This is a genomic window from Cytobacillus spongiae (genome assembly GCF_021390075.1).
In genome coordinates this window covers 3,134,047-3,157,183 of sequence record NZ_CP089997.1, presented here as the reverse complement: position 1 = coordinate 3,157,183, position 23,137 = coordinate 3,134,047, and the positions used below count along the sequence as shown (strand labels likewise).

At 38.5% G+C, this 23,137-nt stretch carries 22 protein-coding genes and 3 other annotated features; of the genes, 19 read left to right on the top strand and 3 right to left on the bottom strand.

Annotated elements, in window-relative coordinates:
• The first annotated feature begins 18 nt into the window (after positions 1-18).
• The 10 genes from nrdR to LS684_RS15915 all read left to right on the top strand — a co-directional run bounded on the left by nrdR (position 19) and on the right by LS684_RS15915 (position 8,912).
• Positions 19-480, top strand: coding sequence for a transcriptional regulator NrdR (nrdR, locus tag LS684_RS15960; protein ID WP_233807384.1), 462 nt, complete (start codon positions 19-21; stop codon positions 478-480).
• Between the two features lie 73 nt (positions 481-553).
• Positions 554-1,954 carry a replication initiation and membrane attachment family protein gene (locus tag LS684_RS15955; protein ID WP_233807382.1) on the top strand — a complete coding sequence of 467 codons (1,401 nt, stop codon included), beginning with the start codon at positions 554-556 and terminating at the stop codon, positions 1,952-1,954.
• A 12-nt stretch (positions 1,955-1,966) separates the two neighbouring features.
• Positions 1,967-2,908 carry a primosomal protein DnaI gene (gene dnaI / locus LS684_RS15950; RefSeq protein WP_233807380.1) on the top strand — a complete coding sequence of 314 codons (942 nt, stop codon included), beginning with the start codon at positions 1,967-1,969 and terminating at the stop codon, positions 2,906-2,908.
• Positions 2,909-3,084: 176 nt separating this feature from the next.
• Positions 3,085-3,957 (top strand): putative sporulation protein YtxC, encoded by an 873-nt coding sequence (gene ytxC / locus LS684_RS15945; RefSeq protein ID WP_233807379.1) that lies wholly within the window; start codon positions 3,085-3,087, stop codon positions 3,955-3,957.
• Between the two features lie 66 nt (positions 3,958-4,023).
• Positions 4,024-4,267: a binding site (T-box leader), on the top strand.
• A 72-nt stretch (positions 4,268-4,339) separates the two neighbouring features.
• Complete coding sequence (thrS, locus tag LS684_RS15940) at positions 4,340-6,274, top strand: threonine--tRNA ligase (RefSeq protein ID WP_233807378.1); 1,935 nt, start codon at positions 4,340-4,342, stop codon at positions 6,272-6,274.
• Between the two features lie 224 nt (positions 6,275-6,498).
• Positions 6,499-6,627: a sequence feature (ribosomal protein L20 leader region), on the top strand.
• Between the two features lie 149 nt (positions 6,628-6,776).
• Positions 6,777-7,280, top strand: a complete 504-nt coding sequence (infC, locus tag LS684_RS15935) for a translation initiation factor IF-3 (RefSeq protein WP_233807377.1) — start codon at positions 6,777-6,779, stop codon at positions 7,278-7,280.
• 15 nt (positions 7,281-7,295) lie between these two features.
• A complete protein-coding gene (gene rpmI / locus LS684_RS15930) occupies positions 7,296-7,496 on the top strand; it encodes a 50S ribosomal protein L35 (protein WP_233807376.1) in 201 nt (66 codons plus the stop codon).
• 23 nt (positions 7,497-7,519) lie between these two features.
• The gene (rplT, locus tag LS684_RS15925; RefSeq protein WP_233807375.1) at positions 7,520-7,876 is read left to right on the top strand and encodes a 50S ribosomal protein L20; all 357 of its coding nucleotides are present in this window, start codon (positions 7,520-7,522) and stop codon (positions 7,874-7,876) included.
• 110 nt (positions 7,877-7,986) lie between these two features.
• Positions 7,987-8,259, top strand: a complete 273-nt coding sequence (locus LS684_RS15920) for a DUF1294 domain-containing protein (RefSeq protein ID WP_233807374.1) — start codon at positions 7,987-7,989, stop codon at positions 8,257-8,259.
• Between the two features lie 83 nt (positions 8,260-8,342).
• Positions 8,343-8,912 (top strand): TVP38/TMEM64 family protein, encoded by a 570-nt coding sequence (locus tag LS684_RS15915; RefSeq protein ID WP_233807373.1) that lies wholly within the window; start codon positions 8,343-8,345, stop codon positions 8,910-8,912.
• A gap of 234 nt (positions 8,913-9,146) precedes the next feature.
• Here LS684_RS15915 and LS684_RS15910 read toward each other — a convergent pair whose 3' ends face one another.
• On the bottom strand, positions 9,147-9,536 hold the full coding sequence (locus tag LS684_RS15910) for a sigma-w pathway protein ysdB (protein ID WP_233807372.1): 390 nt from the start codon (positions 9,534-9,536) through the stop codon (positions 9,147-9,149).
• A 405-nt stretch (positions 9,537-9,941) separates the two neighbouring features.
• Here LS684_RS15910 and LS684_RS15905 point away from each other — a divergent pair, with 405 nt between their 5' ends.
• Both LS684_RS15905 and LS684_RS15900 read left to right on the top strand, forming a co-directional pair.
• On the top strand, positions 9,942-10,433 hold the full coding sequence (locus LS684_RS15905) for a dUTP diphosphatase (protein ID WP_233807371.1): 492 nt from the start codon (positions 9,942-9,944) through the stop codon (positions 10,431-10,433).
• A gap of 72 nt (positions 10,434-10,505) precedes the next feature.
• A complete protein-coding gene (locus tag LS684_RS15900) occupies positions 10,506-11,591 on the top strand; it encodes a M42 family metallopeptidase (protein WP_233807370.1) in 1,086 nt (361 codons plus the stop codon).
• A 56-nt stretch (positions 11,592-11,647) separates the two neighbouring features.
• Here LS684_RS15900 and sspI read toward each other — a convergent pair whose 3' ends face one another.
• A complete protein-coding gene (gene sspI / locus LS684_RS15895) occupies positions 11,648-11,854 on the bottom strand; it encodes a small acid-soluble spore protein SspI (RefSeq protein ID WP_233807369.1) in 207 nt (68 codons plus the stop codon).
• Positions 11,855-12,010: 156 nt separating this feature from the next.
• Between sspI and LS684_RS15890 the strand changes: the two genes are divergently transcribed.
• The 3 genes from LS684_RS15890 to pheT all read left to right on the top strand — a co-directional run bounded on the left by LS684_RS15890 (position 12,011) and on the right by pheT (position 16,945).
• The gene (locus LS684_RS15890; RefSeq protein ID WP_233807368.1) at positions 12,011-12,769 is read left to right on the top strand and encodes a TrmH family RNA methyltransferase; all 759 of its coding nucleotides are present in this window, start codon (positions 12,011-12,013) and stop codon (positions 12,767-12,769) included.
• An 89-nt stretch (positions 12,770-12,858) separates the two neighbouring features.
• Positions 12,859-13,099 (top strand) — a binding site (T-box leader).
• 66 nt (positions 13,100-13,165) lie between these two features.
• Positions 13,166-14,203 carry a phenylalanine--tRNA ligase subunit alpha gene (pheS, locus tag LS684_RS15885; protein WP_233807367.1) on the top strand — a complete coding sequence of 346 codons (1,038 nt, stop codon included), beginning with the start codon at positions 13,166-13,168 and terminating at the stop codon, positions 14,201-14,203.
• 327 nt (positions 14,204-14,530) lie between these two features.
• Positions 14,531-16,945 (top strand): phenylalanine--tRNA ligase subunit beta, encoded by a 2,415-nt coding sequence (gene pheT, locus LS684_RS15880; RefSeq protein ID WP_233807366.1) that lies wholly within the window; start codon positions 14,531-14,533, stop codon positions 16,943-16,945.
• 82 nt (positions 16,946-17,027) lie between these two features.
• On the opposite strand, the gene rnhC is transcribed toward pheT, so the two are convergent.
• On the bottom strand, positions 17,028-17,957 hold the full coding sequence (rnhC, locus tag LS684_RS15875) for a ribonuclease HIII (protein WP_233807364.1): 930 nt from the start codon (positions 17,955-17,957) through the stop codon (positions 17,028-17,030).
• 122 nt (positions 17,958-18,079) lie between these two features.
• On the opposite strand from rnhC, the gene zapA reads away from it, so the two are divergent.
• The 4 genes from zapA to LS684_RS15855 all read left to right on the top strand — a co-directional run bounded on the left by zapA (position 18,080) and on the right by LS684_RS15855 (position 23,104).
• Positions 18,080-18,343 (top strand): cell division protein ZapA, encoded by a 264-nt coding sequence (gene zapA, locus LS684_RS15870; protein WP_432418778.1) that lies wholly within the window; start codon positions 18,080-18,082, stop codon positions 18,341-18,343.
• Between the two features lie 7 nt (positions 18,344-18,350).
• Positions 18,351-18,893, top strand: a complete 543-nt coding sequence (locus tag LS684_RS15865; RefSeq protein ID WP_233807362.1) for a CvpA family protein — start codon at positions 18,351-18,353, stop codon at positions 18,891-18,893.
• Positions 18,894-19,002: 109 nt separating this feature from the next.
• Positions 19,003-20,724, top strand: coding sequence for a DNA polymerase/3'-5' exonuclease PolX (gene polX / locus LS684_RS15860; protein WP_233807360.1), 1,722 nt, complete (start codon positions 19,003-19,005; stop codon positions 20,722-20,724).
• A gap of 22 nt (positions 20,725-20,746) precedes the next feature.
• Positions 20,747-23,104: an endonuclease MutS2 gene (locus LS684_RS15855; RefSeq protein ID WP_233807358.1), complete on the top strand. Its 2,358-nt coding sequence runs from the start codon at positions 20,747-20,749 to the stop codon at positions 23,102-23,104.
• Positions 23,105-23,137: the final 33 nt, after the last annotated feature.

Genomic DNA, 23,137 nt, shown 5'->3' with positions numbered 1-23,137 from the left:
GGATGCGGAGCTGATTAAATGAAATGCCCATCATGTCAAAATAATAGTACTCGTGTACTTGACTCTCGTCCGGTCGATGAAGGGCGCTCCATACGTCGTAGGCGTGAATGTGAGAAGTGTAGTTATCGATTCACTACTTTCGAGAAAGTGGAGGAAATTCCTTTAATTGTTGTGAAGAAAGAAGGCACACGAGAAGAATTTAACAGAGATAAAATTTTGCGTGGATTAATAAAGGCTTGTGAAAAACGTCCCGTAGCACTTAAAGAGCTCGAAGCCATTACGTCCGAAGTAGAAAAGGAATTGCGCAGTCAAGGAGTTTCAGAAATAAATAGTGATCGAGTTGGAGAAATGGTAATGGATCGCCTTTCTCAGATAGATGAGGTTGCATACGTCCGATTTGCATCAGTTTATAGACAGTTCAAAGATTTGAATGTGTTCATTGAAGAATTAAAAGAGTTAATTAAAAAAGAACAATCATAAGTGAGCTAAGGGAGGATATCTTTAGCTCTTTTTTGTACTTACGTGTGATTTGGAAAGAAAGGTTGAACAAAAAATGGCGCAGTACTGGCAAGAAATGGTTCCTGTTGATCGTTATAAAGTAGCTTCAAATGGGTTAATACATGAATATGATCGGAAAATTTTAACGTATTTATATCAGCCATTAATTGGTTCTTCTTGTTTTAGCTTATATATGACGCTTTGGGGAGAGTTAGAAGATAATCGTCTTTGGTCTGAGTCAAATTCTCACCATAGCATTATGAGTATTATGGATATGAATATGAAAGAAATCTATGAGGCTCGCTTAAAGCTCGAGGGCATTGGATTATTAAAAACTTATACGCACAAAGAAGAGGATGCCCGTTCATTTATTTATGAACTTCAGCCGCCACTTACTCCTGAACAATTCTTTCTAGATGGGATGTTAAATATTTATTTGTATCGAAAAGTGGGGAAAAATCAATTTTTACGATTAAAGCGGTTTTTTAGTGACGCTATTTTGGATAGAAATGATGAATTTCAAGATGTGACCAGGTCCTTCCAGGAGGTGTTCATGTCTGCAACTCCTACTCATTTAAGCTCTAATAAAGAGATGAAGGAAGATTTGGGAGGTCTCTCAGGCCAGCGTTTTGTAGGAAGAGCAGAGACAAAGGAAATAAAAATCATATCGACAGACTTTAACTTTGATTTGCTTCTTGCCGGGTTGAAGGAATCGCTTATCCCAAAAGATGCTTTAACAGATAAAGTAAGAGAAGCCATTAGTAAGCTTGCTTTTTTATATACCATTGATCCAATTCAAATGAAAAATATTTTATTAAGTGCAGTTACCCCAGATAACTCAATTGACATTGAAGAATTGAGAAAAGCTGCGAGAGACTGGTTTCAATTAGAACACAATGATCAGCTGCCTAGTCTAACCGATCGTGTGCAGCCTCAATTGTACGTGTCACAAAGTGAGGGTCCCCCTCAAACGAAAGAAGAAGAGCTCGTCCATTATCTGGAGAAGACGTCACCTCGTCAATTACTAGTAGACATATCGGGCGGTAGTGAGCCATCTAAAAGTGACTTGCAGATTATTGAAGAAGTCATGTTTCAACAAAAACTATTACCTGGTGTAATAAATGTATTAATTCAATATGTTATGCTCAAAACAGATATGAAGCTTACAAAAGGGTATGTAGAAAAAATAGCGAGCCACTGGGCAAGGAAGAAAATCACACATGTGAAAGAAGCGATGGAGCTTGCGAAGAGAGAACATCGCCAATACTTGGATTGGGCTGAAGGGAAAAATTCACCCAAACCACGAGTATCAAACAGAAAGAAGCCAGTTCGAACAGAACAATTGCCAGATTGGTTTAATGAACAAGAAACAGTCAAAACAGATCAAGGTTCTACTGCTGATCTTGAAGCCAAGAAAAAAGAACTGGAAGAAAGATTAAAAAAATATCGGAATTAGGAGGTGGGACAGATGGAAAAAATTAATAAAACCATTAAACGATTAGCCAAGAGTACAAATTTTCAAGAGCGTTATGAACAAATGCGAAAACAAATTATGACACATCCGGAAGTTAGAGCATTTTTAATCAAGCACAAACATGAATTGACAGAGGAAATTGTGGAAAAAAACCTTATGAAGCTCTATGAGTATTCGAAACAAAGCAAAGAATGTAACCAATGTCCCTCCCTAGATGGTTGCATAAATTTAATGAAGGGCTACGATCCAGAACTCGTTCTTCAAAGAGGGGCGATTACGATTCAATATCACGAGTGCCCTAGAAAAGTGATGCATGATGAGCGGAAGAAAAATGAGAAGCTTATCCAAAGTTTATATATCCCGAAAGATATCCTGCAAGCATCTTTTGGTGATATTCGGATTCAAGAAGAAACGCCAGAAAGAATAGAGGCTGTTTCTCAAGCAATGGCTTTTGTAGAGGATTACGAAGTAGGAAAAAAACAAAAAGGTTTGTATTTACATGGGAAATTCGGTGTTGGAAAATCCTACCTGTTAGGTGCTGTTGCAAATGAACTCGCAAAGAAGAAGGTTTCAACTATGATCATCTATGTACCAGAGCTACTCCGTGAGATGAAGAGTTCAATTGCAGATTCCACTCTTAATACGAAAATCGAAACAATCAAAAAAGTACCAGTAATCATGTTTGATGATATCGGGGCAGAAACGATGTCCAGTTGGTCAAGGGATGAAGTTCTTGGCCCAATCCTCCAATTCAGAATGCTCGAAAATCTACCTACTTTCTTTAGCTCCAATTTTGACTATCAAGAGTTAGAGCACCATTTGACCTATAGCCAGCGCGGTGAAGAAGAAAAGATGAAGGCAAGAAGAATTATGGAGAGAATCAAATATTTAACTACTCCGATTAAAGTAGACGGACCAAACAGACGAATGATGTAGGACGAGGGGACTGAATGAAAGATGTCAGTCTCTTTTTATTGCTTAGTGCGTAAGGTAATAAACCATACTTAAGCTGTTATAAAAAAGTGAGATGTATTTTCTTTAAGACCTGCTTCTATTTTGGCCAAGTTCCCCATATACATGAATGAGAGATTTCTATATAAGGGGGGATTTGGTTGATCAAGATCATCTTCCAAAATAAAGATGATGCAAAAAAGCTTCATCAACATCTTCATAACGAGTTGGGTTCATCCAATCATTTAAACAACACTCTTCTAATTGAAGATCAACATATAGTGAGCATTCAACTAGATCGAAGCAATACGGAGAATTTAGAAAGCTATAAATCTGCCTTTTACGATTTCATTTTTTATACGAAACAGGATGATTGGTTTTTAGACCTATTGGAAAACCAGTATTTTTTCCGAGAAGAAGAGGAACAAAGACAAATCCTTGACATCATTCATTCGATTTTAGAAGGCCAAAGGGAAGAGCTAATGGTATTTATTAATGAATTTGAAAGAGAACACCATTTAAAGCAGGCAATTGATCAAATATTTGAGGATCAGAACACTTTTTCGTTTGATTCCTTTGTTAAATTTCGATTACGTCCGTTTATGGAGCGATTAGAGAAATATGTGGAAATCTCCATTGATGAATATAAAATGGAACAGGAATACCAGATGTTCATAGAAACATTACGGCAATTTTTATTTAACAGACAGGCAAAGCTTCAACACCTTCATTTAATGATTGATGATGGAATTACGTTTTTTGATGCTCAATATTATGAAATGAAACGAGCAGAATTGATGCGAATGATTGATCGCAAACTGCTTGTAAACCACCCTGTTTATGTGGATTCTTTAACGATAGCTCCTTTATTATCAATAGCTCCTCAAATTATTTATCTCTACAGCGATGATGAGGATCAACCGCTCGTACGGACGATTCACAATATTTTTGAAGAACGAGTGATCTTACTGCCAGTTAGTCAATTTTATGAGGAGAAAAGGCAATTTCCGTTTACCGCTGATGAAAAAATGTAGCATGTCCTCTTGATTTTCAGAAAATAACATTTTATAATAACGTACATACTAAAGTTGAAAATCAATGAACAAGTGATGATGAGGACAACAGTATCTTTTTTACGGTTTGAAGAGAGGGAAGACTAGGCTGAAAGCTTCCTAACACGAAATGGATACTTACCACCTTGTAGCTTCAACCAGGAAATGAGTAATCAAGTATTGGTTGACGGTAGCAGCCGTTATCTGCTTCTAAAGCCGAGTTGGTTAAAGAATGTCGATTCGGGAATTTAGGGTGGAACCACGTGTATATGTATATTAACTCGTCCCTTTCTATAGGGACGAGTTTTTTTTATTTTCATTGCTATATTATAGCTTGAATTAAAAATGTTGAGGAGGAAGAAAAATGTCAGACATGATTAAAGTTGTTTTTCCAGATGGTTCGTTAAAGGAGTTTGCTAAAGGAACAACAACAGAAGAAATTGCCGCTTCTATTAGTCCTGGACTAAAGAAAAAAGCAATAGCTGGTAAATTTAACGGTCAAATGTATGACCTTCGCCGTCCAATCGTAGAAGATGGATCGATAGAAATCATTACTCAAGATGGCCAAGATGCATTGGAAGTTTTGCGTCATAGCTCTGCCCATTTAATGGCACAAGCTATTAAACGTCTATACAAAAATGTCAAACTAGGTGTAGGGCCAGTCATTGAAGGCGGATTTTATTATGATATCGATATAGAAGAATCCTTATCTCCAGAAGACCTGCCAGTTATTGAGAAAGAAATGAAGAAAATTATTAACGAAAATTTAGAAATTGTACGAAAAGAAGTTAGCCGCGAAGAAGCGATTCAACTCTTTAAAGAAATGGGAGATGAATACAAGCTTGAGTTAATCGAGGCAATTCCAAATGATGAAGCTGTGACACTTTATGAGCAAGGTGAATTTGTTGATCTTTGCCGTGGTGTTCATGTTCCATCAACTGGAAAGCTGAAAGAGTTCAAGCTTCTAAGCATTGCTGGAGCTTACTGGCGTGGAGATAGTGACAATAAAATGCTACAACGTATTTACGGAACAGCTTTCTTTAAAAAGGAAGACTTGCAAGAGCATTTACGTCTTCTAGAAGAAGCTAAAGAGCGTGACCACCGTAAAATTGGAAAAGAATTAAACCTATTTATGAATTCTTTAAAAGTCGGTCAAGGATTGCCAATGTGGCTTCCTAAGGGAGCGACTATTCGCCGAATTATTGAACGTTACATTGTTGATAAAGAGGAACGTCTAGGTTATCAACATGTCTATACACCTGTTATGGGAAGTGTGGATCTTTACAAAACTTCAGGGCACTGGGATCATTACCAAGAAAACATGTTCCCAGTCATGGACATGGATAATGAGCAGCTAGTACTTCGTCCAATGAACTGTCCGCATCATATGATGGTTTATAAGAATGGTATTCACAGCTATCGTGAATTACCAATTCGTATTGCGGAGCTAGGAACCATGCATCGCTATGAAATGTCAGGGGCTTTATCAGGCTTACAACGAGTACGTGGAATGACATTGAATGATGCTCATTTATTCGTTCGACCTGACCAAATTAAAGAAGAATTCAAGCGAGTCGTTCGTCTCGTTTTAGAAGTATATAAAGACTTTGATCTAAATGATTATTCTTTCCGCCTCTCCTACCGTGATCCACAAGATACAGAGAAGTATTTTGATGATGATGATATGTGGGAAAAAGCACAAGGGATGTTAAAAGAAGCAATGGATGAACTTGAGTTAGATTACTTTGAAGCAGAGGGAGAAGCAGCATTCTATGGTCCGAAGCTGGACGTTCAAGTGAAAACAGCTCTTGGCAAAGAAGAAACACTTTCAACGGTTCAATTAGATTTCTTATTACCAGAACGCTTTGACTTAACTTATGTAGGTGAAGACGGAAAGCAACATCGCCCTGTTGTTATTCATCGCGGTGTTGTATCAACGATGGAACGTTTTGTTGCTTTCTTAATTGAAGAATACAAAGGAGCTTTCCCAACATGGTTAGCACCTGTACAGGTTCAAGTTATCCCAGTTTCACCTGATGTTCATTTTGAATATGCGAAACAAGTACAAGAGCAGCTTCGCGAAGAAGGCTTCCGTGTAGAGTTAGATGATCGTAACGAAAAAATCGGCTACAAAATCCGCGAAGCTCAAATGCAAAAGACTCCATACATGCTTGTCGTAGGAGATCAAGAAGTAGAAGGCAACGCAGTAAATGTTCGTAAATATGGTGAGCAAAAGTCAGAAACAATTCCATTCAGTGATTTTATGACAGCACTTAAAGCTGAAGTAAAACGTAATTAACTATTATCTCAATACATTGTGGACAAAAGGGATGAGAGGACACTCTTAGTCCCTTTTGTTTCTAATTGGGATAGATAGATGTTTCCCATTTTTTTAGAAAATACATAAAACCTATTGCAAGTTTCAAGTATATTTGTTACAATTCATTTCGTTGTTATAAAAATTGTTCGTTTGACATGCAATATGACTTGTGATATAGTTTTAAGGTAATTGAATACGACTTTGAGGAAAAGAAGAAGCACCCGCTTCTCACCTGGTTGACGCAAATAGCAGTTAGCAGGTTTTACGTGAACATTTCTTTTTAATTTCGTTCTGTAAGTGTGGGTGTTTTGCATCCACACTTTTTTAATTGAAAAAAATAATGTTTGGTATACTTGCGATTCAACTTTGAGTCATTAAATTCTTATCAGGTGCAAGTGTTTTCTTGTCGTTTGACAGTGATTCTTGACCCAAAGCTTGTGTTCGTATAAAACCTTGGAGGTGTCTAACTATTAGCAAAGACATGTTGTTAAACGAGGGTATTCGCGCCCGCGAAATTCGTCTGATTGACCAAAATGGCGAGCAATTAGGAATTAAAACCAAAAACGAAGCGCTTGAAATCGCATCTCGCGTCAACCTTGATCTTGTACTAGTTGCGCCGAATGCAAAGCCTCCAGTAGGCCGTATTATGGACTACGGAAAATTTAAGTTCGAGCAACAAAAGAAAGAAAAAGAAGCGCGCAAAAATCAAAAGATTATCAATGTGAAAGAAGTTCGTTTGAGCCCAACAATTGAGGAGCACGACTTTAATACAAAGCTTCGCAATGCTATTAAATTCCTTGAAAAAGGCGATAAAGTAAAAGCATCGATTCGATTCAAGGGACGTGCAATTACACATAAAGAAATTGGTCAACGTGTTTTAGTCCGTTTCGCGGAAGCTTGCAATGAAATTGCAACGATTGAATCACATCCGAAGATGGACGGTCGAAGCATGTTTATGGTATTAGCACCTAAAAACGACAAGTAAGAGGAGGAATTCCACATGCCAAAAATGAAAACTCACCGCGGCGCTGCAAAGCGTTTCAAGAGAACAGGATCTGGTAAATTAAAACGTTCTCATGCTTACAGAAGCCATTTATTTGCAAACAAATCAACTAAGCAAAAGCGTAAACTTCGTAAAGGAACTGTTGTTTCTGCAGGAGATTTCAAACGTATCCGTAACTTATTAGTAAACCTTAAGTAATATCCATATAGGAGGGAAATAACATGCCACGTGTAAAAGGCGGTACAGTTACTCGCAAACGTCGTAAAAAAGTTCTTAAATTAGCCAAAGGTTATTACGGTTCAAAACATACATTATACAAAGTTGCTAACCAACAAGTAATGAAATCATTAATGTATGCTTACCGTGACCGTCGCCAGAAAAAGCGCGACTTCCGTAAGCTTTGGATTACTCGTATCAATGCAGCTGCTCGTATGAACGGTCTTTCTTATAGCCGTTTAATGCATGGCTTAAAGCTTGCTGGTATCGAAGTAAACCGCAAAATGCTTGCTGAATTAGCAATCGCTGACGAAAAAGCATTTGCTGAATTAGCAACAGTAGCAAAGCAAAACTTAAAATAATTATGTAAGACGCCTCGATAAACCCCGTATGGTTTTGGCGTAAAACATAACTAAACCATTCTCTGAGGAGGATGGTTTTTTATTTAGGAAGAAGAGAGAGGAGAATAATAATGTTCGGACTATGGATAGGTATCATTCTACTCGTCAATGTAGCAGCTTTTTCTGTCATGAGAATGGATAAACGAAAAGCCAAGAAGAAGGAATACCGAATTTCAGAGCGAACTTTGTGGCTGTTGGCTTTGTTAGGAGGAGCGACTGGCATGTATTTAGCTATGCATATTTTTCGTCATAAAACAAAGCATTTTAGCTTTCAGATGGGGCTGCCAACTTTAAGTGTGATTGAATTGCTATTTTTTTATTTACTAATTAACCACCTAACATAATTTTTTGACTTCTTGTCATAACAGCTTGTCTGTTTTTATATGCTGTAATAACACCAAGTTATTCAGCTAAAGAAGGTGATTACATGGACGAACAGTTTTCCATGCTATTTGTTTTGGTTGAAGCAGGAGGTATTTTAGCCCCCATTCTGTTTATTCTAGTCCATTTTCTCAGACAGTTTTTGTTCATTCCTGTAGCCATCATTTGCATTGCTGGCGGTGTGCTATTTGGAACTGTTTTTGGGACAGTTTATTCCTTGTTTGGACTTATGCTCAGTAGTTTATTATTTTTTATGCTTATTCACCGAATGCCAAAAACCCATCAAAAGCTATCCACGATAAAAAAACGCTGGTTTGGGGAGTATCGAAATTTAACGGTTGCTCAAATTGCAATTTTGAGATTAATTCCTTTTGTTCATTATCATTTGCTTAGCTTTTGTTTATTGGAGAGAAAGAAAAGCTTCAAGGAGTATATGAAGGGATCTTGGCTAACCAACTTTCCTCTTGCCTTCTTTTATACAACCTTTGGAGAATTCATTAGCCGCTTTACACCAACCATCTTAGTCATCATCTTATTTTCCCTATCCATCCTTGTATATCTTTTGAGAGAAAAAATGGCAGTCATTAAATGGAACGAATTTTTTAATGCAGCTTAATTGAAAAAAACCGTTCAAAATCTGAAACGATTATTATTTCGTTCAAGAACGGTCTCCTGAAAGCATAGACTTGGAGCGGAAGTGACCCTATTCGGCTATACCATAAGAATGAAATAAGATTGAGAGCATGCTAGCAATCTCCTTTCTCCACACACAGAAAACACCGTTCAAAAATGAGCGGTGTTTTCTGTGTATTTAAAATCAATTAATGAATGGATAAAAGACATTCCGGTTTTACACTTCCCCATTTTTTAAAAACTCCTTGATAGGGCTCTTCCAATCAATTTTGGCATTAGGGTAGATGGAACGTATATTTTTTTCGATTGTATAAAAATCTTCTTTCCCTAATCCTTTTAAAGCACTTGTACTCCGTGGCCAAATGAATATAGATACAACTTCGAACGCATTTTCAGTCGTTCCTAAATATTTTTCGCCTTCGAATAAAACACCGTTATATGTGAGTAAGAAATTTTTTCGCACATTGGATTGATCATCTAATAGGTAATACTTCTTCTGCTCATGGGCAAGTTCTAGCTTACGCTTCGGATTAAGGATATATTTAATTGTGCTGTAAATGAGAAAGAGGATAAGAGCAAATAAGAGCAAGCGAAATAGCCACATCATATGAAGCCCTCCAAAATATTTTTGATATATATACGAATGAGATTGAAAAAAGTTTCAAATTTTTTTTAGATTGTTTATTATTTTTTAAGGCTGTTTACTAAAATATTGTTGTTACACCAGGTAAAATTCCCATCTTCATAGAGAGCTAGCAGTTTGGAGTGGAAGGATGCGAGACGCCTGCGGGAGCAGTTGGACAGGTGAGAACCAGGCGACACCGAGGATACTCACCTCACGCATAACGGGAAGCGAGAATCCTGTAGCGGAAAACCGCTCATGTTTCAAAACAACAACGAAAACAGCCTTTATATAAAAGAAAAGAAAGGATAAAATTAAACTTAGAAAATTGTCCAGCGCAAGCGCCCTGCACTTTTCTTAATACATACAACTAATTGAGGCTGGTGAATTATGAATTTAGTTAAGTTATTTGAAATGCAGCGAGGATTAGATAAACATATTGAAACAAAGCATAACCTAATGGATGAAGATCTCTTTAATCGAAAAGCATTGGCGCTTCTTGTTGAGATTGGAGAACTAGCAAACGAAACGCGTTGCTTTAAGTTTTGGAGTGTGAAACCTTCATCCTCAAACGAGGTTATTTTAGAAGAATTTGTTGATGGAATCCATTTTATATTGTCTCTTGGTATAGAATGCGGATACGAAAGGCTGGAATTTACTAAACGTGAGTTCAATAAAGATGTAGCTCTTACCGATCAATTTTTACAAGTATATTCCCTGATTCATCAATTTGGGAAGTCTCGCTTAATAGAAGACTACCAAAAGCTATTTCAAAATTATCTTTACCTTGCCATGTTACTTGGATTCACAGAAGATGATATTGAGCAGGCATATATTAAGAAAAATGAAGTAAATTATGAAAGGCAGCAACAAGGCTATTAGGGAGACTTTTGTTTATTTTACAAAATTTCTGTATAATTAAAGTGAAAATACATACATAGGGGTGTCGAAGCAATGACAAAATTAGATGGAACATTACAGATGCTTAAGGATCTTACAGATGCAAAAGGGATCCCTGGGAATGAACGTGAGCCTCGTGAAGTGATGAAGCAATACATAACTCCATTTGCTGATGAAGTTACAACAGATGGGCTTGGGAGCTTAATTGCTAAAAAAGTAGGGAATGCGGACGGTCCAAAGATTATGGTAGCTGGTCACTTAGATGAAGTAGGCTTTATGGTTACTCAAATTGATGATAAAGGGTTTATCCGTTTCCAAACAGTTGGAGGCTGGTGGTCACAAGTAATGCTTGCACAGCGTGTTACAATTGTGACTCGTAAGGGAGATGTGACAGGAGTCATTGGCTCAAAGCCACCTCATATCCTTTCTCCAGAAGCTCGCAAGAAACCAGTAGAAATTAAAGATATGTTCATAGATATCGGGGCTTCAAGCCGTGAAGAAGTAGTAGAATGGGGCGTAAAGCCAGGAGACATGGTTGTACCTTATTTCGAGTTCACTGTTATGAACAATGAAAAAATGCTTTTAGCAAAGGCATGGGATAACCGTATTGGGTGTGCAATTGCAATTGATGTATTAAGGCAATTAAAAGGTGAAAATCACCCGAATGTTGTTTACGGTGTAGGAACGGTTCAAGAAGAAGTAGGCCTTCGTGGCGCGCGTACTTCCGCACAAACAATTGAACCAGACATTGCTTTCGGCGTAGATGTAGGAATTGCTGGAGATACACCAGGCGTTTCTGACAAGGAAGCACAAGGTAAAATGGGAGATGGCCCACAAATTATTCTATATGATGCTTCAATGGTTTCCCATAAAGGCTTACGTGACTTTGTAACGGATCTAGCAGATGAACTGAACATTCCATATCAATACGATGCCATTGCTGGTGGTGGAACAGATTCAGGTGCCATACATTTAACGCATAAAGGGGTTCCAGCTCTTTCAATTACAATAGCTACACGCTATATTCATTCTCATGCTGCGATGCTACATCGTGATGATTATGAAAATGCTGTAAAGCTTATTGTAGAAGTAATTAAGCGCTTAGATCGTGAAACGGTTAACCAAATTACATTTGATTGATCCATAACAAAAAGGGTACCGAATGTGAGGTACCCTTTTTGTATAGAAGCTATTCATTACTTTAGTGTGTTAGTTAGTACATCAAGCATTTCATCTTTTTCTTGTGTAGAGGAGTTTTGCCAAATGACTTCAAAAAGGACCCCTAATCCAGGTAGCATTTTTTCTGCTCCATTTTGAATCGCGTCATCAATAGTGTCTTGAAATTGCTCTTTTGAATTTCCTGTGACATTGTGAATAACGGCATTTCGAAGGTTAAGGTTCAATGTAAGCACTCCTTTCTTATTTTCTTTTTTATCATTTCTAATTACCGTTTTATTATGTATAGAAGTTACGTTATAATAAGAAAATTGAATGAAAGAACAAAAGCGCAAGCGCCTTGGTTTTATCATTTCCTAAACAAAAATAAAGGAGAGTCCGTGTTGAAGCACATTCACTCTGTCAAAAATACGCAAGTTAAGCAGTGGAAAAAATTAGTAACCAAAAAAGAAAGAGATAAAACGAATACCTTTCTAGTTGAAGGCTATCATTTAGTAGAAGAGGCTTTTCAAGCCAACCGTGTAGCTGAATTGATTATTAGTGAAAATATTGATCTTCCTTCATGGGATTATGGATCCATCCCTGTTACACTAGTAACAGAAGAAGTAATGAAGGCACTTTCTGATACCGAAACGCCTCAAGGGATTATCGCTGTTTGTTATGAAGAGCCTCTAAAGGAATCAGAATTAATCGGGAAGACCTTCCTCTTAATTGATGCTGTTCAAGACCCAGGGAACCTAGGGACGATGATTCGTACGGCAGATGCTGCAGGAATTGATGTGGTTGTAATTGGTGAAGGGAGTGTAGACCATTACAATCCAAAGGTTCTTCGCTCTGCTCAAGGAAGCCACTTTCACCTTCCTGTTGTAAAGGGGAGTCTTTCTGAATGGATGGAAAAGTTGAGAGACCAGCAAATCCCGGTTTTTGGTACGTCTCTAGAAAATGGGCAGAATTATTTAGAAACTAAAGCATCAGAAGCATTTGCGCTTTTAGTGGGTAATGAGGGAAGTGGCGTGAGCAAAGAGCTTTTAGCCAAAACGACAAGTAACTTATACATACCGATTTATGGGAAAAGTGAGTCGCTTAATGTCGCTGTTGCTACAGGGATTTTGCTTTATTATTTGGGGTCTTTAAGAACATAATCACTGCAGACTAAATAAATATGACCGATTTTTTCAAAACTATTTGAAACGGGAATCAGAATATACTATAATAACAGCAAATTGTATACATAAAGACGATGACGGAGAAAAGTAACTAATCCTCATTTATGGTAGGGAGAAAATGCCTAGACTGAAAGCATTTTTATAAATGAGACTAGTGAAGTTCACCTCCGTAGTTGGCATCGGGACCATGCTCATGTAAAGATGCACCGGCAGGAAAAGCCGTTATCCAGAATGAAGAGAACTCAATTTTTTCATATGATTGAGTTAAAAAGGGTGGTACCGCGATATCAAAACCTCGTCCCTTTATGGGATGGGGTTTTTTATTTTGGAAAAATTCAACAAACAGTCAAGGATCTAAAAGGAGGAATTTTCATGCAAGAGCGTTTGAAGGAATTGCAACAAGAAGCATTAGAAGGCGTTAACAAGGCAACTGGTTTAAAACAATTAAATGACATTCGGGTTTCGTATTTAGGGAAAAAAGGTCCGATTACAGAAGTGTTAAAAGGGATGGGGAAATTATCTGCAGAAGAACGTCCAGTTATGGGTGCTTTAGCAAATGAAGTACGAGATGCGATATCTGCTGCCATTGAAGAAAAACAAAAATTACTAGAGCAAGCAGAAATTGAAGAAAAGTTAGCTAAAGAAACAATCGATGTGACGCTTCCAGGTCGCCCAATTACTCAAGGGAACCATCATCCACTCACAAGTTTAATTGAAGAGATTGAGGACTTATTCATTGGAATGGGCTATACCATTGCGGAAGGTCCTGAGGTAGAGCAGGATTATTATAATTTCGAAGCGCTTAATTTGCCGAAGGGGCACCCAGCTCGTGATATGCAAGACTCCTTCTATATAACGGAAGAAACGCTACTTCGCACACATACTTCACCTGTTCAAGCTCGCACAATGGAGAGGAATGAAGAAAAGGGACCTATTAAAATCATTTGTCCTGGTAAAGTTTATCGACGTGACAACGACGATGCGACACACTCACATCAATTTATGCAAATTGAAGGTTTAGTGATAGATGAAAACATTCGCATGAGCGATCTAAAAGGGACACTAGATGTGTTTGCTAAGAAAATATTTGGAGAAGATCGTGAAATCCGTTTGCGCCCTAGCTTTTTCCCATTTACAGAGCCTTCTGTCGAAATGGACATTTCCTGTAAGATATGTGGAGGGGCAGGCTGTAGCGTTTGTAAAGGAACGGGGTGGATTGAGATTTTAGGAGCTGGAATGGTTCATCCCAATGTTCTAGAGATGGCTGGCTACGACTCAAAAAAATATACTGGCTTTGCTTTTGGAATGGGCCCGGAAAGAATTGCGATGCTGAAATATGGAGTAGATGACATTCGTCATTTCTATACAAATGATATTCGTTTCTTAAAACAGTTTGCTAAGCATGAATAATTTTGGCTATTTTCTAGAAGGTTGTTGTTTTAACGAGTGAAGCTATAACCTTCTAAATATGAAGGTTAGCAGTTTGGGAGCGGAAGGATGTGAGGCTCCTGCGGGTGCAGTGGGACAGGTGAGACCTATCAGGGCGCCATTTGCTCTGAGGAACCTCACCGTACCTCCCGCAGAAAGCAACCGTCCAAATTAATAAAGCGATTATTCTTTATGGGTATTTCAGTGACTTTAAGAGAGTACCACTGGAGAGTGGAAAACTGCCCATGTTCTAATATCAACATTGTATACGAAAACAGCCATCATTTTTATTACGAGGAGGAGCAATCCATGTTTGTTTCATATAAATGGTTACAAGATTATATCGACTTAGCAGGTGTAACAGCAGATGAGCTTGCTGAGAAAATTACGAAGAGCGGTATTGAGGTTGAAGGTGTAGAAGTACTTAACGAAGGCATTAAAGGGGTGGTCGTTGGGCATGTCCTTGAGTGTGAGCAACATCCAAATGCCGACAAATTAAATAAATGTTTAGTTGATCTTGGGGCGGAAGAACCTGTTCAAATCATTTGCGGGGCAGCCAATGTAGGAAAAGGTCAAAAGGTTGCTGTTGCAACGGTTGGGGCAATACTCCCAGGTAATTTCAAAATCAAACGTGCTAAGCTTCGAGGGGAAGAATCAAACGGAATGATTTGTTCACTCCAAGAGTTAGGGATCGAGGCAAAGCTTGTAGCGAAGGAATACTCAGAAGGAATCTTTAATTTCCCGCAAGATACTCCAGTCGGAGAAGATGCAATGGCACTATTAAACCGTGATGATCAAGTGTTAGAGCTTGGTTTAACACCAAATCGTGCTGATTGCTTAAGTATGATCGGGGTAGCTTATGAGGTGGCAGCTATTCTTGGAAAAGAAGTAAAGCTTCCTAGTCCAGAAGCCTCTAATGCAGAAGAAACAGCTGCAGATTATATTTCCGTTACAGTTGAAGCGAAAGAAGATAATCCACTGTATGTAGCTAAGGTTATTAAGGGTGTTAAAGTAGGACCCTCCCCATTATGGATGCAAACTAGATTGATGAGTGCAGGCATTCGCCCTCACAATAATGTAGTTGATATTACGAACTATGTGTTATTAGAATATGGTCAGCCGCTACATGCTTTTGATTACGATCGTTTCGGATCAAAGGAAATCTTAGTACGCCGTGCAACAGAAGGCGAGATGATTGAAACATTAGATGATGTAAAAAGAGAGCTAACGTCAAATCACTTGGTAGTTACAAATGGTCAAGAGCCTGTTGCACTTGCCGGTGTGATGGGCGGGGCTAATTCTGAAGTGCAATCAGATACGACGACTGTTCTTTTAGAATCTGCTTATTTTGCTGGGGTGAGCATTCGAAAGGCATCTAAGGATCATGGCTTGCGAAGTGAAGCAAGTGCTCGCTTTGAAAAAGGTGTTGATCCAAATCGTGTAAGAATAGCAGCAGAGCGAGCAGCGGAGCTTTTAGAAAAATATGCTGATGGAAATGTGTTAGTAGGCTCTGTTGAAGCTGATACATTAGCTGTTGAACCTGCGATTGTTTCTATTTCATTAAACAAAATCAACCGAGTTCTTGGTACGGAATTATCAGAAGAACAGGTCAAAGAAATTTTTGAGCGTTTGCAATTTGAAGTGCTCGTAGATAACGGGCAAATTACCGTAACTGTACCAACACGTCGCGGGGATATTACAATTGAAGAGGATCTAATCGAAGAAGTGGCACGCTTGTTTGGGTATGATAACCTGCTCAAAACCTTACCCGTTGGTTCTTCTACTCCAGGTCACTTAACACCATATCAACAAAAGCGTCGCTTAGTTCGTCAGTACCTTGAAGGTGCAGGTTTATATCAAGCAATCACTTATTCATTAACTAACGTAGAGAAGGCGACACAATTTGCATTAGACCAACGCGAGCCTGTTCGTTTGGCAATGCCGATGAGTGAAGATAGAAGTCTTCTTCGCTTAAGCATCGCACCACAGCTTCTTGAGGTGTTAAAGTATAATGTAGCTCGTCAAATGGATCATTTATCTGTTTACGAAATTGGCTCCGTATTCTTAAGCAACGGTTCAGACGTCCTTCCAGAAGAACGAGAGCATTTAGCAGCAGCCATTACGGGTTTATGGCAGCTTCATCCATGGCAAGGGGAAAAGAAACCGGTTGATTTCTTTGTTCTCAAAGGCATTCTCGAAGGACTTTTCGCGAAGCTAGGATTAGAAAAAGACGTTCAATACCGTCAAGCAAAAGTAGATGGCATGCATCCTGGCAGAACAGCTGAAGTACATTTAAATGGTGAAAAGATAGGGATTATTGGTCAAGTTCATCCGTCTGTTCAGAAAGATTTAGATCTTAAGGAAACTTATATGTTCGAGCTTTCTTTAAAAGCTATTCTTGAAGCAGCGGTTGAGCCTCTTCAATACCAAGCGATTCCGCGCTACCCTTCCATTACTCGTGATATTGCCCTTGTAGTGGATCAAGAGAAGGTAGCGGGAGACCTTCAAACGATTATCGTAGAAGCTGGAGGAACATTATTGAAGGAAGTGCTTGTCTTTGACCTTTATGAAGGAGAGCGCATGGAAGCAGGTAAAAAATCCATTGCCTTCTCTTTAAAATACTTTGATCCAGAAAAAACACTCACAGATGAAGATGTAACAAAAGCACATGAAAAGGTGTTAACAGCGCTTGAAGAAATAGCAGGTGCTGTATTAAGAGGCTAATAAGGCATAAACTTAAAAAAGACGCTCCAACTAAAGGAGCGTCTTTTGCTGTCTATTTTTGCTTGTGTGAATCCGATTTTTATTAACGCTTTACCCGTTTTCTCGCTTTTTCCGTGTTTGCGAAGTGGAGCTTAACAAAGCTTGGGAGGATGCTTTCTCCTTTTTGCCTTATGAGGCGTGCAGCTGCTTCGTCTACTTGTGAGCCTGCACCTTTTGGAAGAGTGAAGCCAGCCCGATCACTTAATTTTTCGAAATGACGGACGAATGCATAGCGTGCTAGAATGGATGCTGCTGCAACAGATAAGTGAATTCCTTCTGCTTTTGTACTGAAAAATACATTTTGTTTCCTAACATTTTTTTGTCCCTTTAAATAATTAAAATAGATGTCTTCTTTGGCAAATTGATCGATTAAAATACCCTCTGGTTGCTCGGGGGCGATTTTATTCAAAACATGATTGATCGCTTGATTATGCAATAATGCCTTAAGTTTTCCTTGAGACATACCACTTTGCTGAAGTTCGTTATATTTTTCATTATGTAATGTGAGTAAGCTATGAGGAACAATATCCTTAATTTGCTTCGCAATATGGACAATCTTCTCATCAGTTAGGTTTTTTGAATCCTTTACACCTAGCTCTTTTAGAAGAGCAATATTCTCTTTATTTACATATGCCGCCACAACTGTAATCGGGCCGAAATAATCACCTGTTCCAACCTCGTCAGAACCTACAAGTGACATTGAAGCGATTTGTGTAGGAAGCTGACTCCCCATAGGAGTGGAGGTCTTAGCTTTCTCCTTTTTCGGAAGAGCGGTCCCCCATCTACTAGCCTCTTGCTCGCTGTTCGCTCCTTGAAATAGAACTTTTCCAGATTTATAGGCTGTGATTGTACAACTGGCTATTCGAGCGGAAAATACACTTCCAGGAGGCAGTTTTTCTACTAGATTCCGGTTATAAAAAGCTTTCATGTCATTCATTTCAGATGGAGATTTTATTAATACAACATTTCCCAAATCATACACTCCTTTAATAGACAAAATATTCCTTCTTGTGACGCTTATTGACAGTGTTTGACTTCCCACTATAATAGGTTCATGTTATTATATAGAATAGGATTCTTAGAATGGGGGCAATCATGTTGTCAGAGATAGAAAAAAAGCGCACAACAGTTGATATATATGGACAGCAATATGTCATTGTAGGGACTGAAAGCTCAGGTCACGTTCGACTGGTCTCTTCACTTGTTGATGAGAAAATGCGTGAAATTAGCTCAAAGAATCCATCCCTTGATATAAGTAAGTTAGCCGTTTTGACTGCTGTAAACACAATGAATGATTACATAAAAATTAAGGATCGTCTAGAACGGCTCGAGGCAGAATTAAAAAGAGTAAAGGACTGAATAAGTCATGCTAGACTTAGCTATTTTGATTATTTTAATCCTCGGATTTTTCGTTGGGCTGCGGAGGGGATTCATCTTACAGCTCATTCACTTAACTGGCTTCATTATTGCGTTTATCGTGGCGCATATGTATTATGCAGATTTAGCACCAAAGTTAAACCTATGGGTGCCATATCCAAGCTTTGGAGATCAAACAGCCATACAAATGTTACTGAATAATGGGAACCTTGAAGATGCCTATTATCGTGCCATAGCATTCGTCGTTATTTTCTTTGTGGTAAAAATCACCTTACAGATTATTGGAAGCATGCTTGATTTTGTTGCGAACCTCCCAGTATTAAAAACAATGAATATATGGGCAGGAGGAGCATTAGGACTTATTGAAGTATATCTTATCACGTTTATCTTATTATACATAGCAGCATTACTTCCAATTGAATTTATTCAAAATCCATTGAATCATTCCATAATAGCGAAAACGATGGTGAACCATACCCCTGTTTTTTCAGAATATATTAAACAACTATGGATTGAATACATGGCTCTTTAACTTCTCTAGAAAGAGAAGTTTTCTTTTTATTAGCTACCTAAAGGTTGATGTTATAGGATAATAACGGAGACACTATTTAGAGATGGTCAAAAGAAAGGTGTCGGAAGAGATGATCAATAAAAAAGATGTAATAAAGGTCCTTGAAACAATCGCTATATACATGGAGCTTAAAGGAGACAACCCATTTAAAATATCTGCTTTTCGCAAGGCTGCAGCTGCTATAGAGAATGATGATCGTAGTTTAGCAATGATTACCGATTTTACATCTCTTCCGGGAATTGGAAAAGGGACAGCGGCTGTGATTGACGATTATTTGCAAACAGGAATTTCGTCTACACTAGAAGAACTAAAGCAAGAAGTACCAAGTGGTCTTATCCCGCTATTACAGCTTCCTGGCCTCGGTGGTAAGAAGATTGCGAAGCTCTATCAAGAGCTTGGAGTAGAGGATATCCACACGTTGGAAGAGGCGTGTAAAGCAGGGAAGGTTCAAGGGCTTGCAGGCTTTGGAAAAAAAACAGAGGAAAAAATTATGGCTGCGATTGAAAATGTTGGGAAACGTCCTGAAAGACTTCCTTTATCCTATATGCTGCCAATTGCCGAACAAATAGAGGCTGCATTAGAACAGATGACGGCGATTGATACATATTCAAGAGCAGGCAGCCTACGAAGAATGAAAGAAACCATTAAGGACTTGGACTTTATTGTATCAACTAACAATCCATCAGCTGTTAAACAGCAATTGCTAGAGCTTCCAGGTATTAAAGAAATAATTGCAGCTGGTGAGACGAAGGTATCTGTAACCTTCCAATATAGCTATGATGTTTCTGTTGATTTCCGAATAGTAAAGCAGGTTGAATTTGCAACGACTCTTCACCACTTCACTGGTTCAAAGGATCATAATGTGAGAATGCGCCAACTTGCAAAAGAGCGAGGCGAGAAAATAAGTGAGTACGGTGTAGAGAATAATGAAACGGGAGAAATCAAGACCTTTGAAACGGAAGCTGATTTCTACCATTACTTTAATCTTCCATGGATTCCACCTGAGCTCAGAGAAAGCGGTGAAGAAGTAGAGAAGTATTCTACCACGCTCGAATTAATTGAGAGTGACGATATAAATGGAGATCTTCATATGCATTCAACATGGAGTGACGGTGCTCAAACCATTGAAGAAATGGTAGAAGCTTGTAGAGCCAAAGGATATAAATATATGGCTATTACCGATCATTCACAATATTTAAAAGTGGCAAATGGCTTAACACCTAATAAGTTAAGGAAACAAATTCAAGAAATCAGACAATTAAATGACCAATATGATGATTTCACCATCTTAGCTGGAATTGAAATGGATATTTTACCAGACGGAACACTAGATTATGATGATGACATCTTAAGTGAATTAGATATCGTCATCGCCTCTATTCACTCCGCATTTTCACAGCCGAAGGAAACCATTATGGAGAGACTAAAAACGGCTTTAATAAATGCTCATGTTGATATTATTGCACATCCGACAGGAAGACTTATCGGAAGAAGAGAAGGCTACCAAGTAGATATCGACATGTTGATTGAGTTAGCAAAGGAAACCAATACGGCATTGGAATTAAATGCGAACCCACATCGCTTAGATCTAGCTCCTGAATATTTGGAGAAAGCGCAGGAAGCTGGCGTAATGTTAGTCATTAACACAGATGCACATAATTATGAAATGCTTTCACACATGGATATTGGTATATCGACAGCCAAAAAGGGATGGATTCGAAAAAAGAGTGTATTAAATGCATGGCCAATCAATGAACTTCAAAAGTTTTTACATGAAAGAAATCAAAAGTAGTAGCTAAAGGAGGAATTACTCCATGCAGGAACGAGTATTAAAGGTATTAGAGTTTACGAAAATAAAAGAGCATCTATTAGAGCATGTTTCATCTAGCTTAGGTAAGGAAAAAGCCATTAGCTTAAAGCCGTTAACCAATCTAGAAGAAGTCATGAAAGCTCAGGAAGAAACAGATGAAGCAGTAAAAGTCCTAAGATTAAAGGGAAATGTCCCGTTATCGGGCATCTTTGATATTCGCCCCCATATCAAGCGAGCGGTAATCGGTGGTATGCTCAGTCCTCAAGAGCTCACACAGGTTGGAAGTACAATTCATGCGAGTAGACAAATGAGAAGATTTATCGAGGATTTAACAGAGGAAGAAATTGAAATTCCCATTCTTGCTCAGCTCTCATTAGAAATGATTCCTTTGGTTGAGTTGCATGAAGCCATCCGAATGGCTATTGATGAGAATGGAGAGGTGCTAGACAGTGCAAGTGATGCTCTAAGAACACTTCGTAATCAATTAAGAACAAGAGAATCTCGTGTTAGAGAAAAACTAGAAAGTATGATTCGCTCGTCCAATGCTCAGAAAATGCTGTCTGACGCCATTATTACCATCCGAAATGATCGATTTGTTATTCCTGTGAAGCAAGAATACCGCGGTCATTACGGGGGGATTATCCATGATCAGAGTTCATCGGGCCAAACTCTTTTTATCGAGCCGCAAACGATCGTCCAACTAAATAATGAACTACAAGGGATACGAGTAAAAGAGCAGCAGGAAATTGAACGAATATTAATCGAATTGTCAGCCCAAGTTGGAGAGTATCATGCAGAATTAGATGTAATCGTTAAAGTGCTGTCTGACCTTGATTTTATGTTTGCCAAAGCACGCTACGGAAAAAAAATTAAGGCAACGAAGCCGAAAATGAATGACGAAGGCAGAATTTCTTTATTTAAAGCACGTCACCCCCTGATTTCCGCTGACGAGGTCGTGCCGAATGATATTATGTTAGGGAAGAATTACTCAACTATAGTTATTACTGGTCCAAATACAGGGGGAAAAACAGTTACATTAAAAACGGTAGGGCTTTGCACGTTAATGGCTCAATCGGGATTGCAAATTCCAGCTCTAGATGGGTCTGAGATGGCTGTGTTTGGTTCAGTATTTGCGGACATCGGTGATGAACAATCAATTGAGCAGAGTTTAAGTACTTTTTCATCCCATATGGTCAATATAGTCGATATCTTAAATCATGTATCCTATGATAGCCTTGTCTTATTTGATGAGCTTGGAGCAGGTACAGACCCGGGAGAAGGGGCTGCACTTGCGATTTCCATCTTAGATGAAGTATATAAATGTGGTGCACGAGTAATTGCCACTACTCATTATCCAGAGCTTAAAGCGTACGGGTATAATAGGGAAGGCGTCATGAATGCAAGCGTTGAATTTGATGTGGAGACACTTAGTCCAACTTATCGTTTGTTAATGGGTGTTCCAGGGCGAAGTAATGCATTTGAGATTTCTAAAAGACTTGGCTTAAAGGAAGCTGTGATTGATACGGCACGTACACATGTGAGTGCAGATAGCAACCAAGTGGAAAATATGATAGCTTCATTAGAAGAAAGTAAAAGGCAAGCAGAAGTAGAACGGGACGAAGCAAATGAGCTTCTAAAACAAGCAGAGAAGCTTCATAAGGATCTTCAAAAGCAAGTTATGGAATATTATGAGCAAAAGGATGAATTAGAGGAGAAAGCAAAAGAAAAGGCATCTGATATTATCGAGTCTGCTAAGAAGGAAGCGGAGCAAATCATTAAAGAGCTTCGAAAGCTGCGAATTGAGAAACAGGCTGAAGTAAAAGAGCATGAGCTAATTGACGCAAGAAAAAGACTCGAGGATGCGACACCAATACTTAGTAAAAAGAAGAAAAAAAATGTTCAAAATACGCAAAAGCATTCGTTCCAACCGGGTGATGAAGTTAAGGTTCTCACTTTTGGTCAAGTAGGAAGTTTAATCAAAAAGTCAGCTGATAAAGAATGGCACGTTCAAATTGGAATTCTCAAAATGAAGGTGTCTGAAGAGGATATGGAATTTATTAAAAGTCCAAAGGCCGTGGAAACAAAACCAGTTGCAACTGTTAAAGGCAAGGATTTTCATGTGAAATTAGAGCTAGACTTAAGAGGCGAACGCTTTGAAGATGCGTTATCTAGGGTTGAGAAATATATAGATGATGCACTTCTTGCTGGATATCCGAGAGTTTCTATTATTCATGGAAAAGGTACTGGGGCATTGAGACAAGGAGTACAGGAATATTTGAAAAATCATCGTTCCGTCAAAAACTTTCGGTTTGGGGATGCTGGAGAAGGCGGAACAGGTATTACAGTTGTTGAGTTAAAATAGTAATTTATTCAACAGGATAGATTAGTAGGTCTT

Excerpts from the sequence above, each read along its gene's own strand:
- zapA (WP_432418778.1), top strand. The coding sequence starts at position 18,080 with ATGTTGTCAGAGATAGAAAAAAAGCGCACAACAGTTGATATATATGGA.
- LS684_RS15910 (WP_233807372.1), bottom strand. The coding sequence starts at position 9,536 with ATGATGTGGCTATTTCGCTTGCTCTTATTTGCTCTTATCCTCTTTCTC.
- pheS (WP_233807367.1), top strand. The coding sequence starts at position 13,166 with ATGCAAGAGCGTTTGAAGGAATTGCAACAAGAAGCATTAGAAGGCGTT.
- LS684_RS15855 (WP_233807358.1), top strand. The coding sequence starts at position 20,747 with ATGCAGGAACGAGTATTAAAGGTATTAGAGTTTACGAAAATAAAAGAG.
- rplT (WP_233807375.1), top strand. The coding sequence starts at position 7,520 with ATGCCACGTGTAAAAGGCGGTACAGTTACTCGCAAACGTCGTAAAAAA.
- polX (WP_233807360.1), top strand. The coding sequence starts at position 19,003 with ATGATCAATAAAAAAGATGTAATAAAGGTCCTTGAAACAATCGCTATA.
- LS684_RS15900 (WP_233807370.1), top strand. The coding sequence starts at position 10,506 with ATGACAAAATTAGATGGAACATTACAGATGCTTAAGGATCTTACAGAT.
- LS684_RS15955 (WP_233807382.1), top strand. The coding sequence starts at position 554 with ATGGCGCAGTACTGGCAAGAAATGGTTCCTGTTGATCGTTATAAAGTA.
- LS684_RS15905 (WP_233807371.1), top strand. The coding sequence starts at position 9,942 with ATGAATTTAGTTAAGTTATTTGAAATGCAGCGAGGATTAGATAAACAT.
- LS684_RS15865 (WP_233807362.1), top strand. The coding sequence starts at position 18,351 with ATGCTAGACTTAGCTATTTTGATTATTTTAATCCTCGGATTTTTCGTT.
- thrS (WP_233807378.1), top strand. The coding sequence starts at position 4,340 with ATGTCAGACATGATTAAAGTTGTTTTTCCAGATGGTTCGTTAAAGGAG.
- dnaI (WP_233807380.1), top strand. The coding sequence starts at position 1,967 with ATGGAAAAAATTAATAAAACCATTAAACGATTAGCCAAGAGTACAAAT.
- pheT (WP_233807366.1), top strand. The coding sequence starts at position 14,531 with ATGTTTGTTTCATATAAATGGTTACAAGATTATATCGACTTAGCAGGT.
- rpmI (WP_233807376.1), top strand. The coding sequence starts at position 7,296 with ATGCCAAAAATGAAAACTCACCGCGGCGCTGCAAAGCGTTTCAAGAGA.
- LS684_RS15915 (WP_233807373.1), top strand. The coding sequence starts at position 8,343 with ATGGACGAACAGTTTTCCATGCTATTTGTTTTGGTTGAAGCAGGAGGT.
- nrdR (WP_233807384.1), top strand. The coding sequence starts at position 19 with ATGAAATGCCCATCATGTCAAAATAATAGTACTCGTGTACTTGACTCT.
- LS684_RS15920 (WP_233807374.1), top strand. The coding sequence starts at position 7,987 with ATGTTCGGACTATGGATAGGTATCATTCTACTCGTCAATGTAGCAGCT.
- infC (WP_233807377.1), top strand. The coding sequence starts at position 6,777 with ATGTTGTTAAACGAGGGTATTCGCGCCCGCGAAATTCGTCTGATTGAC.